The sequence below is a fragment of the Anabaena sp. CCY 9613 genome (assembly GCF_963920895.1).
Lineage (GTDB): Bacteria > Cyanobacteriota > Cyanobacteriia > Cyanobacteriales > Nostocaceae > Cyanocohniella.
In genome coordinates, this window is record NZ_CAWUDE010000005.1 from 58,040 (window position 1) to 71,925 (window position 13,886).

Consider the following 13,886-nt stretch of genomic DNA (forward strand, 5'->3'; position numbering starts at 1 on the left):
CTAGTACAATCTCTCCAGGGTGAAAACATGAGCATTGCATATAATAATAGTCACGAAAACCAGCCTATAGTTACTGAATTAGCACATTTAAAAAATGAGAATGGCGATGAGAAAATAGCCAATATTGCTAGCGATGCCATATCAGAATTAAAAGCTATTTCTCAGGAATTTAAAACTTGGCGACAGCAGTTGCAAGAAATGACAACTCAGATGCGTCAAGCTCCAGATATGGAGATGCTACTAAAAGTGACTGTGGCACAAGTCAGGGATAAACTTGGTAGCGATCGCGCCTTAATTTATCGCTTTACTTCTCTGGAGTCTGGCACAGTTTTATCAGAATCGAGAACTTTAGGTTGGACACCAACTCTAGGCGAAAATCTTCCAGGTATTTTGTTTGGCTTATATACCAGCCAAGATTATTTGGAACCTGTAGCCATTAATGATGTTAACCAAATACAGCTTACCCCCTATCAAAAACAACTGCTTGAGAAGTTTCAAATCAAAGCTTGTTTGAGTTTACCGATTGTTATAGAAGGTAAAGTTTGGGGCTTATTAGCTATCAATAATTGTAATTCAGTTCGCCCGTGGCAAGAAGTAGAAATTACTTTACTATCGCAAATTTCTACAGAACTAACCTACAGATTACAAAAATTTGAATTCCAAAAAGAATTACAACAGCAGACACTAGCTAAGAAATCTGTTGCTAAAGTCATCGACAAGATTCTGCGAATATCAAATGTCGATCAGATTTTTCAAACCACAACTCAAGAAATCCGCCAATTTTTACGCTGCGATCGCGTGGGTGTTTATCGCTTCAAACCTGACTGGAGTGGTGAGTTTGTTGCTGAATCTGTGGGTCATGGTTGGGTAAAAATGGTCACCCAAGACTTTAAAATGGTCTGGGAAGATACACATTTACAAGAAACCCAAGGAGGTCGTTATGCCAAAGGTGAAAGCTTTGCTGTCAATGACATTTATCAGGTTGGTCATGCTCAATGCCACATTGATATTTTAGAACAATTTGAAATGAAAGCCTACATAATTGTGCCGATTTTTTCTGGGGAACAATTGTGGGGTTTATTGGCAGCTTATCAAAACTCTGGTTCGAGAGAATGGCAATCTTGGGAAGTCAGCTTTTTAACTCAGATTGGCTTGCAATTTGGTGTAGCCATTTCCCAGGGTGAATATTTAGAACAAATGCAGGTACAATCTGAGCAATTAGTGCAGATTGCTGCACAAGAAAAGGCATTAACTAAAACAATTAACCGCATTCGCCAAGCTTTAGATGTAGATTGTTTCTTTAAAACCACAACTCAAGAAGTGCGTCAATCACTACGATGCGATCGCGTGGCTGTTTATCGCTTCGATGCTGATTGGGGTGGTGAATTTATTGCTGAATCAGTAGGTAATATTTGGGTCAAACTGGTGGGGCCTGGCATCAAAACAGTTTTAGATGATACCTACTTACAAGAAACCCAGGGAGGGCGCTATACCAAAGGTGAAAATTTCGTTGTTAATGATATTTATACAATAGGTCTAGCTCCCTGCCACATTGAGATTTTAGAGCAGTTTGAAGCCAAAGCTTATATCATTGTGCCGATATTTTTTGGTGATAAATTATGGGGATTACTGGCAGCTTATCAAAATTCTGGCTCTCGGACATGGCAACCGTGGGAAGTCAACTTTTTAACTCAAATTGGCTTGCAATTTAGCCTAGCTAAATCACAAATAGATTATCTCGAACAAGTGCGCGTGAAATCTGAGAAACTAGCTCAGATAGCTGAACAAGAAAAAGCCGTTACCAAGATAGTCAACCGGATTCGGCAATCATTAGATGTAGACGAAATTTTCAAAACAGCAACTCAAGAAGTGCGCCAATTACTCAGATGCGATCGCGTGGCTGTTTATCGCTTTAATGCTGATTGGGGCGGTGAATTTATTGCTGAGTCTGTGGCGCATAATTGGGTAAAACTAGTAGGTGTTGATATCAAAACCGTTTGGGAAGATACCCACTTACAAGAAACTCAGGGAGGTAGATATGCTAAAGGCGAAAGCTTTGTTGCCAATGACATTTATCAGGTAGGACATTCTCCTTGTCACATTGAGATTTTAGAGCAGTTTGAAGCCAAAGCTTATGTGATAGTTCCTGTGTTTTCTGGCGAACAATTATGGGGCTTATTGGCAGCGTATCAAAATTCTAGCTCTCGTGATTGGGAAGAATCACAAGTCAGCTTGTTAGCACGGATTGGTGATCAGTTAGGGTTGGGATTACAACAAACCGAATATCTACAACAACTACAAGCACAGTCAGCCAAACTAGCAGAAGCCGCAGCACGAGAAAAGGCAGCCAAGGAATTATTGCAACAACGATCTATTCAACTTCTCACAGCAGTCAGGCCCGCCTTGAATGGCGACTTAACAGTACGCGCACCTATTACAGAAGACGAACTCGGTACAATTGCTGATGCTTACAATAATACTCTGCAAGCACTACGGCAAATTGTCAATCAAGTGCAGGTAACTTCTCAACAAGTCGCCCAAACATCTAGTCATAGTGAAGCTTCCTTAGCGGGATTAACAAATCTAGCAAAACAACAGTCTGACGAAATCACCATAGTCTTAGGTGAAATTCAACAAATGGTTGACTCAACCCAAGCGGTAGTTAATCACGCAGATTTGGTGCAGATGGCGTTGCAACAAGCCAACCAAACCGTAGAATCTGGTGATGCAGCCATGAATCAGACTGTCAAAGCCATTCAAGCGATTCGTGAAACCGTTGCCCAAACTAGTAAAAAGATCAAACGCCTCAGCGAATCTTCACAAAAAATCTCCAAGGTGGTGAACTTAATTAGCAACTTCGCCACACAGACAAACGTACTGGCGTTAAATGCCGCTATTGAAGCCACCCGTGCCGGTGAATATGGTAAAGGTTTTGCCGTTGTAGCCGATGAAGTCCGTTCCTTGTCTCGCCAATCAGCCGCTGCAACCATTGAAATTGAAAAATTAGTCCAAGAAATTCAAACAGAAACTGGCGAAGTCGCAGTAGCGATGGAAACAGGTATTCAGCAAGTGGTAGAAGGGACAAACTTTGTTGGTGAAACCCGTCAAAACTTAAACGCCATTGTTTCTGCAACTGCTGAAATCAGTCAGCTAATTCAGCGAATTACTGAAGCAACCCAAAAACAAATGGGGCAATCTGTAACGGTAACAGCATCAATGCAAGATGTAGCAGAAATTGCTAACAAAACGTTTACCGAATCTCAAGAAATTGCTGCGGTATTACAAAATTTATCAGGAATGGCACAAGAGTTATTAGCAACTGCCAGTAAGTTCAAAGTGAATTAGTTAGGGGCTAGGGGCTAGGGACTAGAGGCTAGAGAAGAATTTTCCCAGTACCAAATCCCTAGTACCCACTCCCCACTCACCACTCACTACTCCCTTATTTATTATGATTACAGACGCTGCAATTCGTGAACAAGGCTATATTTATTTTCTGGCGGAAGCCCCAGAGTTAGTACAAATTATTGAGCAAGAACTGTTTAGCTTGTCAGAAGGTTATAGCATTGCGAAAGTTCATAACTTAATGCGGGCAACTCATACCCTTAAAGGTGGTGCTGCTAATGTTGGGTTAGAAGTAATTCAGATGATAGCCCATTCTTTAGAAGATGTATTTAAGGCTTTATATAATCCAGATGTAGTTATTGATGATGAATTGCAAACACTCTTGCATCAAGCTTATGAATGTCTTAATTTAGCATTAACTACAGAATTGACAGGTAGTGCTATTAATAATGAAGAAATTTTGCAACGCACTACTTTAATTTTTGTGCAATTACAAGAAAAGCTGGGTGACTTTTTTGGTGCTGACAATCATATTCCTACCTCTCAAGAGTTAGGATTTGACATTGCCCAGTCTATATTTGAAGTAGGAGTACAACAACGCTTAGAAAGTATTGCTGAAGTTATTAATAATCCACCTGATAATACAGAATTTGTAGATTTTTTCAGCTCTCAAGCTGAGGTATTTTTGGGTTTAGCAGAGTCTTTAAATTTACCTGGATTGGCAGAAATTGCTCAAACAATTTTAGCTGCACTGCAAGCGAATCCTCAGCAAGTAGGCGAAATTGCAGAAATTTCCCTGGTGGATTTGCAGCAAGCACAAAAAGATGTATTAGCAGGCGATCGCACTTGTGGCGGCGCACCTTCTCCAAGTTTACAAAGACTGACAACAACTGCGGTTGATGAATTTTCTGGATCGGCGGATAAATTTTTGCTCAATGCAGAAGAATTTTATAAATTTTTAACTGCATCTGGTAATACTAAAAATGAACGAATTAAACCGACAACGGCTAAATTATATTTAAAAGTTATTTACTATATTTTCGGCTGGTTTAACCACTATCAAGGAATATCTAAAACAGAACTTAATTTATCTTTACTGATTCCGCAAACAGTAGAAGAAAATAATATTAATTATATAGAGAGTTGGCTGAATAATTTCCTTAAGTTTGTTCAGGATAAAGAAGATAGTTATAGTCTTTGTCTTTATCGCCACGGGGTAATTTTAATTATTCTGTTGGCAGTTGCCAAATTTCAATACTTATCTGATAAATCTGAGGGCTATATTTTCTTAATTCAAACACTACAAAACCAAATTCGCACATTAGCAAAAGAATATAAAAATTATCCTCCTGTGACTTCTGAAGAAAAAAATTGGTTGGACAGTCCTAAGTTACGCCAGTTGTTAGTCTTCAAAGAAATCTCAATACCCGAATCACCTCTTAGCGATAGCCTATTAGAGTCGATATGGGGGGGAGAAGCAGAGCAAAATGTGAATCCTGAAATTGATCAATCGGTAACCGCAGAGGTTCGAGAAACAGGCATTGAGGCTATTTCTGAACCAGCTATGCAGATTCACGAATCAACAGAAGAGCCATCTCAGTCGCCACAAAATAATAACGCTCGAAAATCTACATTTATTCGTGTAGATGTAGAAGGACTACAACGTCTGAATTACCTAGCAGGAGAATTACTAATTCATCAAAAACGCCGCACATTATATGATGAACAAATTCAAGAAATATTAGAACAATTATTGCAACGATTGAGCAAACATCAAGACAATTTAAATCAATTGCGAGATTTGCCAGTCCAAATGCAGAATTTCACATCTTTACCAACACAAAATTTTGCATCTGTGAAGTTTGATTCGCTGGAAATGGATGTCTATACAGAATTTAATCTCTCTTTGCATGAAATAATAGAAGAAACTCTACAATTACAAGAAACAACAGAATCTCTTGATTTACTGCTTAAACAAGCCATGCAAATTAGTGAAACAAAACAAAATTTAGCTTTTAATCTCATCGATAATTTAGTGGAAGCGCGAATGTTACCTTTGGGTAATGTCCTCAATCGCTTCCCTCAAATGGTGAAACAACTAGGAAGGGTTTATCACAAGCTTGTTAACTTACAACTTTATGGTACAGGTGTATTAGTTGATAAGGCGATCGCCGAAAAGCTATATGACCCCTTATTACACTTAGTACGTAATGCATTCGACCACGGTATTGAATCGCCACAGGTACGTAAAGAACGTGGTAAAACAGAACAAGGCACTATCGAAATCTGTGCTTATCATCAAGGTAGTCAAACTATTATTGAAGTCCGGGATGATGGACAGGGATTGAATTTAGAAGGTATTCGCAAAAAAGCTATTGAACTGAATTTCATCCCAGATAATGAACTATCAAAAGGCTATTTTTCTAACTCAGATAAAGCCGAATTATTAGATTTGATGTTTTTACCTGGATTTTCCACCACTGATCAGGTAAATGAAATTTCTGGACGTGGTATGGGTTTAGATATCGTGCGTTCTCAGTTGCAAGCACTCAATGGTTCTATTTCAGTGCAATTTTTGCCAAACCAAGGAACAACATTCATACTCAAAGTACCTTTTTCTATGACCACTGATAAATTAATGCTAGTCCAAGCCGGAGGTATTGTTTATGCACTGCTATTGGACAGTATAGAAAAAATCTTGATTCCCTCGACTCAGCAAGTGAAGGAATTTGAAGGTAAAAGAGTTTTGCATTGGCATACAGATGAGGATGAAACTCTAGTTAACCTGCATCAATTTTCTGATTTGATAAGTTACAAAACTTCAGTATTCAATAGTGCGAACCTCAACAATACACCAATAGCCAATGAAGCAGGCGTGATGAAAAATCCTGTGTTGCTGCTACGACGAAAGCAAGGTGTTTTTGGGTTAGAAGTTGACCAAATTTTAGGCGAACAAGAACTAGTAATTAGACCTTTAGGAAATGCGATCGCTCCGCCAAAATATATTTATGGTTGTAGTAGTTTAGCCAACGGTAATCTGATTTTAGTCATTGATGGGACGCTACTGCTAGAATCTCAAGATAGCCAAACACAACTTAAGATTGCGGCTCTACCAATTGCGTATTCTTCGGAACAAAAAGCCTTACCAATGTCAGTCAACCAGTGGGAAAGTCTACCTTTACTGGCTGCTTCTGCAAATAGTATAGAACCACTAACTCAGTCTATCGAGTCAAATCATCAAGCTCCTAAAGTAATTTTGGTAGTAGATGATGCTATTAGCTTGAGGCAAACTCTTTCTTTGACTCTACAAAAATCTGGCTATCAAGTTATTCAAGCTCAAAATGGTGTAGAAGCTTTAGAACAGTTACAACGCCATGCTGATATTCAAGTGATTATCTCTGATTTAGAGATGCCACGGATGAATGGTTTTGAATTATTAGGTAATTTGCGACAAAACCCAAATTTCGTGAATATTCCTATTGTCATTCTCACTTCCCGCAGCGCCGAAAAACATCGTCAACTTGCCCAAGAACTAGGAGCAAATGCTTACTTAACCAAGCCTTATTTAGAGCATGAGTTCCTCTCTGTTGTCAACAGTTTAATGAACAAAGATGAAAACAATTTGTTAAATTAGGTAATAAGAAAGTCATACGGTTTAATTAAAGTTAAATTAGGTTCAATGCCAACATCTCAATCTTGCTTTATCGACGGTTAATTACTCTATCTGAACTGGATTGAAGAATAAAGATGTTTAATTAATAAAAATTAATGATTAAATAATTTTTAACAAAATTGCTTTTAGCTGCTATCTTGACATTACTGCTAAGATGAAAGTCAAACCAATAATTTTTTTTCATCTATGGGCTGATGATATAAAACCATTAGCTGACTAGCATTCAGAGTTTCTATTGCATAAGCATGTCCTGCCAAATCGCTGAATTCTACTTCAAAAACGCCAGGTTCATATTCATCTACAATTGTTCCTACTTGACCGCGATATAGTTCTAATTCTGGTAAATCTTCAGTTAAAGCAACAACATTTAATAATTTCATAGATATTACCTCACTGCTTAGAGTATATAACAGGTGACTAGGCGGGGAAAGTTTTCATCATTTCGCACTATCCAAACACTCTGAATCATTGCTTGTTTATTGGCGCGAGTCATGGGAAAGTCAATGATATATTTTTGACCGTATGGATTACTTTTTCCAGGGATGGCATTATAATTAGCCACTGCTTGTAAAAGTATGGCTTGTAGTTCTTCTAGATTATTTAAATCTAAGTCTAAAGCAGATTTGAATACACGAGCTTTGTGTTTACCTTCTGGATGTCCTGGGTTGAGACAATACCCTGCAATTTTCTCTGTTTCAACGATAGCGCACTGAGGATGAGGAAGTTTCACAATATAGAAAAAATTACCAACAACTACTCTCTTGCGTCACCAAACTTAATGATGAGCGCGATCGCAATACTGACAGCCAAAATTAATGTCATACTCAAAGCTGAACCAAAACCCCAATTTTGGGTAACTCCGAGAAACTGGTTGTAGACTAATCGTGCTGCTGTCATACTAGAAGCGCCACCGAGTAATTCTGGATTGATAAAATCCCCTAATCCTGTAATCAAAACCAGCATTGAACCAGCAGTAATCCCTGGTAAAATTTGGGGTACAGTCACTTTCCAAAAAGTTTGCAGAGAATTTGCACCTAAGTCGGCTGCGGCTTCTAATAAGCGTTTATCTAGTTTTTCTAAAGAAGCATATAAAATTAACACCATATAAGGTAATAGACTATAGCTCATCCCAATTAATACTGCTGGCACACGATTGAGTATTTCTAAAGTAGGCAACCCGAAACTACTCAGTAAACTGTTCAATAAGCCAGTAGGACGTAAAATAGTAATCCAAGCATAAGAACGCAGCAACGAGGAAGTCCATAAAGGCAAAACAAAGCCTAATAGCAGCATATTTCGCCAGCGTTGTGGTGCGATTTGAGCAATCCAATAAGCAACAGGTAATCCCAAAATTAAGCAAATCATTGTTGTGGCGATCGCTAACCATAATGACCGCCAGATTACTTGCAAATATAAAGGATCAAGTATGCGAATATAATTGTCAAATCCACTGGGATTAACTACATCTCCTGGTCTAATATTGGGGACTAAACTCAACAGAAAAATTAATAGTGTTGGTAGCACTAACAAAAGTAATAACCAAATACCAGAGGGTGCAAGAAATACTAAAGGTTGAAACCAGGTTGACAGGGGGCGATGTATTTTTTCTGTATCTATATAATCGTCTGCTGAATTTATTTGAATATCACGATTTTTTGTAGGCATAATATTAATTTAATTACAAATAATATAAATTTACTAGATATGTAAATTTGGATAAATACTCAGAGTCATCTGATCACAAAAGGCTTTCAAACTTATTACCCGCTCCCCTCTCTTTATTTAACTACTAGTTAATTGAGTCCAGTAACGTTCATAAATATCTTCCAAATCTCCCAAGGGAGTAAGGCGTTCACATTTTTCTAAAAGTGAAGCTGGCGGAAACAAATTCACATTATTCTTGATGTCGTTTGGCAATTGTTCAAAGCCGGCACTATTGGGAATAGCAATATTCATGCGTTTGCTAATCATGGCTGAGACTTCTGGTTGTAACATAAAGTTAATCCAGGCATAGGCTCCATCTATATTGGGTGCTGTTTTCGGAATAACTATAGTGTCAGTCCAGAGTGAAGAACCACTACGAGGGATGACATATTTGAGCTTGGGGTTTTCTTGGATGACTTTGATAGCATCTACTGAATAACACATTGCCAATGTTAAATCTCCCGCGAGAAGTTGGTTTTGCCAAGCATCGGTATCAAAAGAGGCGATCGCAGGTTTTAGTTCTACTAATTTTTCATAAGCTTGTTTAATTTGATTTTCATCTTGGGAGTTGTAAGAATAACCCAACATGCGTAAAACTGCACCCATGACTTCACGGACATCATTTAACAATGTCATCCGCTTATTAAGTAGTTTCTGGTTTTGCCAAAGATAGTCCCAATCCTCTGGTGCATCTTTGAGGATTTCCGAATTGTAAACTAAACCTGTTGTCCCCCAATTAAAGGGAATGCTATGGCGATTATTGGGGTCATAACTAGGATTTTGGAACTGGGGAAATAAATTATCTATCCCAATTAAGCGATCGCGGTTTAATTCAATTAATAAATTTTGTGCCTCCATCTTTTGCACCATATAGTCAGATGGGTAGATGAGGCTGTAAGCACCACCACCTCCAGCCAACAGTTTAGCTAGCATGACTTCGTTAGAATCATAGACATCAGCCAGCACTTTTATCCCTGTTTGGGCAGAAAAAGTTTGCAGTAATTGTTGATCAGAATATTGTGTCCAGGTATAAAGATACAGTTGGTCGCTGCGTCCAGAGGTAGTAGTAGGTCTGACATCACCTAGCTTCCAAGCACAACTAGCTAAAGACAAACCAGAAATTGACGCCATCCTTTGTAAAAATTGCCGTCTGTTAGTCATGACTCATTATTTGATAAAGCTATACAGTCATTTTCTGCCCACCAAGCATAGATAGGTGTATCACGGTCTGGCAAATTACCAAAGGTGTTGGGCTGCAAAACATCGATGCTAATACCGTTGGTCAATTCCACAACATAATTAACATGAGTTCCTAAATACATCACATTGACTAACCTACCTTCAAAGCAGTTAGTCGATAAATTGGGGTGATAAAGCGAAAGTTGAATTTTTTCTGGGCGCACACTGACCACGACGGCTTGAGATAATTCAGCTGGTGTATCTTGATTGCGGGTGACAACAATTTTGAATCCTGTTTTGGTTTCAACGTGTACGCATGTGGATTCCATTGTGGTGATTGTGCCACTAAATAAATTAGTATCACCAATAAAATCAGCTACAAAGGGTGTTAGGGGATGTTCGTAAATTTCACTAGGAGTGCCAATTTGCTCAATTTTGCCTTGATTCATCACCGCAATGCGATCGCTTAAGGATAACGCTTCTTCCTGGTCATGTGTCACCAAAATGAAGGTCAGGCCTAATTCCTTGTGTAAATTCGATAACTCCACCTGCATATCCTTACGCAGTTTTAAATCTAAGGCCCCCAAAGGTTCATCTAGCAAGATAACAGCCGGCCTATTAACTAAGGCCCTAGCTAAAGCCACCCGTTGCTGTTGACCACCAGAGAGTTGACTGGGAAAGCGCGATCGCAAACTTTCCATTTTCACGAGATTTAACGCTTCTTTAACTCTGCTTTCAATTTCTGACTTGCGTAATTTTTTTAGGCGCAGTCCAAAAGCAATGTTATCCCACACATTCAAATGGTTAAATAAAGCATAGCTTTGAAAGACTGTATTCACGGGTCGGCGGTAAGGAGGAACATTAGTCATCGGCCGTCCCTGAATCAATACCTTGCCAGCATCAGTCATTTCAAACCCAGCAATTAAGCGGAGTGTAGTTGTCTTACCGCAACCAGAGGGGCCCAAAATACTAAAGAATTCACCCTGTCTGATATCTAAATCTACTCCATGAACTGCTGCTTCTTGGTTAAAAAATTTGAATACGTTACGCAGCTCAACATCTATTGGCTTACAAGTAGTGCTTCCCTTCTGATTCTGCGTGACAGTTTGAGCCATAATCTTCAGTAGAATGCCGTGATCTAAGGTGATATTGTCGGTTAATCTAGTCTTAAAAGTTGACTATATAGTACTCTTTGGTTCATTGTATCCGCCCACAACAATTGTGCAAAAGGATACTTTTTTCATGGCAACTAACACAATTCCCGGTAAAACTTACAGATATCAGGCATCTAGGCAAGTATGAGCAGCTTTTTTCCAGAAAGTCAGGAGTTAAGACCCATAAATCGATCACTAGGACTGGAGACTAAATAAATTATGCAGTATAAAAGTTGATTGAAAGTATCTGTTGAGCATTCCATCCGGTAACTACTTAGCATAATTGAATACATAGTAATCCTAGTAGAGAAGTTTTATTAATCTTATGGCTTTATTGCAACCATCCCCACTGGGTGAAAAAAAAAGTACACGCACAGTCGGCAAAAATTTCCAGCCCGTATTTTTAATTGCCTTTACGTTATTAATGACCACGGGCATAGGTGTTCGTTTAGCACACCTGCAAATTGTCGAAGGTGCAAACCATCGTCAACGAGCAGAAGCTAACCGCATTCGCGTAATTCCCAAACAACCAGAAAGGGGAAATATTTTTGATCGCAATGGCAAACTTTTAGCTAGTACGCGCTACCCTCGTTCTGTATACTTGTGGCCCATGTCCCACACCAAGCCAGGATGGCCGATTGTGGGTGCGCGGTTGGAAAAAATTCTGGAAATTCCCAAAGAAGAAGTAGCCAAAAAATTAGAAGAAGCAGGCCCTAACTCTTCTTCACTAATTCGCATTGCTCGTGACTTAGATGAAGCCCAAATCACAGCCTTGAAGGAATATGAACATGAACTTACAGATGTAGAAATACATACCGAAGCAGTTCGCTATTATCCCCAAGGCAGAGAATTAGCCCATGTACTGGGTTATACAAGGGAATTAACTGCTGAACAATTAAAAGAGAAGCGTCAGGAAGGCTATCGCTTGGGAGATGTGATTGGTCAAATGGGGGCCGAAAAGGCTTATGAAGACACACTCAGAGGAGAATGGGGTGGTCAACAAGTAGAAGTGGACGGTGCGGGTCGTCCCATTCGCGTTTTAGGAGAGAAACAGGCAAAGCCAGGTACTGATCTTAATTTAACTATTGATTTAAATATCCAAATGGCAGCAGAAAAAGCTTTGGGTGCGCGTGATGGTGCAATTGTGGCACTTGACCCCAAAAATGGTGCCATCTTGGCAATGGTGTCTCACCCAGCCTTTGATCCCAACATTTTCTCCAAGCAAAAACTCACCCAAAAAGATTGGGAAACTGTTCAAGGTGCAGACCATCCACTAGTTAATCGTGCCCTCAGCGCTTTTCCACCCGCCAGTACTTTCAAGATTGTCACTACAGCCGCCGGGCTAGAATCGGGCAAATTTTCTCCCAATACAGTGCTACAAACCTATGGTTCTTTAACCATTGGTGGCACTCGCTTTGGTGAATGGAACCACGCTGGATTTGGCCCATTGGGTTTTGTCGGCGCAATGCAATGGAGTAGTGATACTTTCTTTTATCAAATTGCCAGGGGAGTTGGTGGCCCTACTTTAATTGAATGGACTCGTAAGTTTGGCTTTGGTCAAAAAACCGGCTTTGAATTTGCCTCAGAAGAATCAAGAGGTTTAGTACCAGATGAAGCATGGAAGCGCAAGGCTTGGAAAATGCCTTGGACTGTAGGAGACAGCATTAATATGTCAATTGGTCAAGGCGCTTTACTGGCTACACCGTTGCAAGTTGCGGTGATGTTTGCTGTGCCAGCTAATGGCGGTTATCGAGTCCAACCGCATTTACTTAAAGATAACGAAGAAGCTAGAAGTTGGCGAGAACCTGTGAATATGAAGCCGACAACACTCAAAATTATCCGCGATGGGCTGAAGAAGGTGATCACTGACGGTACTGGTAAAGTTTTAAATAAGCCGACACTTCCCCCAGTAGCGGGTAAAACTGGTACAGCTGAAGCATGGAAGCGAGGGGTGAAAAAAAATCATGCATGGTTTGGTGCTTATGCCCCAGTAGATCAACCAGAAATTCTCATTGTCGCTTTTGCTGAACATTCTGGTGGTGGTGGTGGTAGTCTTGCCGGCCCGATGATTTTAGAAATTATGGAAGACTATTTTCAACACAAATATCCAGGTAAGTATCAAAAGCCAGAATAATGGAGACTGGGGACTGGGAATGTATGCTGCGCTCATACCACTTCCAGAAAAAAATGAAACAGATGCGAGGTTAAACAATCAAGCCAAACTGCCCTAGTCATTGCACTTTGGGAAAAAATGAGGTGTAACATCAAAAAAGAGCAGTCAGCGCATAAAAGAGGTAAAAAAAGGTGCTGAAAACACTTTTCGTGATTACCGTTGGTTTGTTACCATCTTTATTTTCCCTGTGGGTAATGCGTAAAACCCAGACAAGAACACGCCCACGGATCAGGCAAGCACCTATAAATTATACAGGAGTGCGCGGTCGGCAAAATATTGGCCCAGTTGAAGGCGATCGCTATTATTTAGAAGGAGTAGGTTACCTGATTGGTGACATCAGTTGTCAATTTAATGCTCGATCTGGCTACATGCGCTGTGCGGTTAACCCCAGTGGCCCTTGTCAAGGCTGTCGTCACTATGAACCCAGAGAATTAGCTGCTAGTGAAAAAATTTAAAATATTGCACCAATAACGATTTTAGTAGGATTCAAGCTTTCAAATTGGTGGTCATATACCAATAAGACAGATTGTGACAGTTAAAGGTGCGGAATGTGGGCTACACCACTAGACAAAATGGTCATCCTTTGAAAGGATGAATTCATAATCACCTTAAAAAAGTTTTTAGATCTGAGTGTAAACAACTATGTTGTTTTCGAGTAAAC

The 13,886-nt window shown here is 39.6% G+C and carries 9 protein-coding genes; 4 read left to right on the top strand and 5 right to left on the bottom strand.

What is annotated here, in order from left to right; translation table 11 throughout:
* The first annotated feature begins 27 nt into the window (after window positions 1–27).
* Window positions 28–3,345: a GAF domain-containing protein gene (locus tag ACM0OT_RS07480; RefSeq protein ID WP_414563766.1), complete on the top strand. Its 3,318-nt coding sequence runs from the start codon at window positions 28–30 to the stop codon at window positions 3,343–3,345.
* Window positions 3,346–3,448: 103 nt separating this feature from the next.
* Window positions 3,449–6,976: a response regulator gene (locus tag ACM0OT_RS07485; RefSeq protein WP_414563767.1), complete on the top strand. Its 3,528-nt coding sequence runs from the start codon at window positions 3,449–3,451 to the stop codon at window positions 6,974–6,976.
* Between the two features lie 200 nt (window positions 6,977–7,176).
* Here the strand turns inward: ACM0OT_RS07485 and ACM0OT_RS07490 are convergent, their stop codons facing one another.
* From ACM0OT_RS07490 to ACM0OT_RS07510, 5 genes are all read right to left on the bottom strand, one after another.
* On the bottom strand, window positions 7,177–7,395 hold the full coding sequence (locus tag ACM0OT_RS07490) for a DUF4926 domain-containing protein (protein ID WP_414563768.1): 219 nt from the start codon (window positions 7,393–7,395) through the stop codon (window positions 7,177–7,179).
* Window positions 7,396–7,412: 17 nt separating this feature from the next.
* Window positions 7,413–7,745 (bottom strand): DUF6883 domain-containing protein, encoded by a 333-nt coding sequence (locus ACM0OT_RS07495; RefSeq protein WP_414563769.1) that lies wholly within the window; start codon window positions 7,743–7,745, stop codon window positions 7,413–7,415.
* A 23-nt stretch (window positions 7,746–7,768) separates the two neighbouring features.
* Window positions 7,769–8,680 (bottom strand): ABC transporter permease, encoded by a 912-nt coding sequence (locus tag ACM0OT_RS07500; RefSeq protein ID WP_414563770.1) that lies wholly within the window; start codon window positions 8,678–8,680, stop codon window positions 7,769–7,771.
* A 117-nt stretch (window positions 8,681–8,797) separates the two neighbouring features.
* Window positions 8,798–9,880 carry a spermidine/putrescine ABC transporter substrate-binding protein gene (locus tag ACM0OT_RS07505; protein WP_414563771.1) on the bottom strand — a complete coding sequence of 361 codons (1,083 nt, stop codon included), beginning with the start codon at window positions 9,878–9,880 and terminating at the stop codon, window positions 8,798–8,800.
* Entirely contained in the window at window positions 9,877–11,013 is a 1,137-nt protein-coding gene (locus ACM0OT_RS07510) for an ABC transporter ATP-binding protein (protein ID WP_414563772.1), read from the bottom strand. The genes ACM0OT_RS07505 and ACM0OT_RS07510 overlap by 4 nt, the downstream gene beginning before the upstream one ends.
* A gap of 364 nt (window positions 11,014–11,377) precedes the next feature.
* Between ACM0OT_RS07510 and mrdA the strand changes: the two genes are divergently transcribed.
* Together mrdA and ACM0OT_RS07520 are read left to right on the top strand one after the other, a co-directional pair.
* Window positions 11,378–13,186 carry a penicillin-binding protein 2 gene (gene mrdA, locus ACM0OT_RS07515; RefSeq protein ID WP_414563773.1) on the top strand — a complete coding sequence of 603 codons (1,809 nt, stop codon included), beginning with the start codon at window positions 11,378–11,380 and terminating at the stop codon, window positions 13,184–13,186.
* Between the two features lie 170 nt (window positions 13,187–13,356).
* Entirely contained in the window at window positions 13,357–13,680 is a 324-nt protein-coding gene (locus ACM0OT_RS07520; RefSeq protein WP_414563774.1) for a DUF6464 family protein, read from the top strand.
* The last annotated feature ends 206 nt before the right edge of the window (window positions 13,681–13,886 follow it).

Coding starts and splice junctions, on each gene's coding strand:
- ACM0OT_RS07480 (WP_414563766.1), top strand. CDS start 28: ATGAGCATTGCATATAATAATAGTCACGAAAACCAGCCTATAGTTACT.
- ACM0OT_RS07485 (WP_414563767.1), top strand. CDS start 3,449: ATGATTACAGACGCTGCAATTCGTGAACAAGGCTATATTTATTTTCTG.
- ACM0OT_RS07490 (WP_414563768.1), bottom strand. CDS start 7,395: ATGAAATTATTAAATGTTGTTGCTTTAACTGAAGATTTACCAGAATTA.
- ACM0OT_RS07500 (WP_414563770.1), bottom strand. CDS start 8,680: ATGCCTACAAAAAATCGTGATATTCAAATAAATTCAGCAGACGATTAT.
- ACM0OT_RS07505 (WP_414563771.1), bottom strand. CDS start 9,880: ATGACTAACAGACGGCAATTTTTACAAAGGATGGCGTCAATTTCTGGT.
- ACM0OT_RS07510 (WP_414563772.1), bottom strand. CDS start 11,013: ATGGCTCAAACTGTCACGCAGAATCAGAAGGGAAGCACTACTTGTAAG.
- mrdA (WP_414563773.1), top strand. CDS start 11,378: ATGGCTTTATTGCAACCATCCCCACTGGGTGAAAAAAAAAGTACACGC.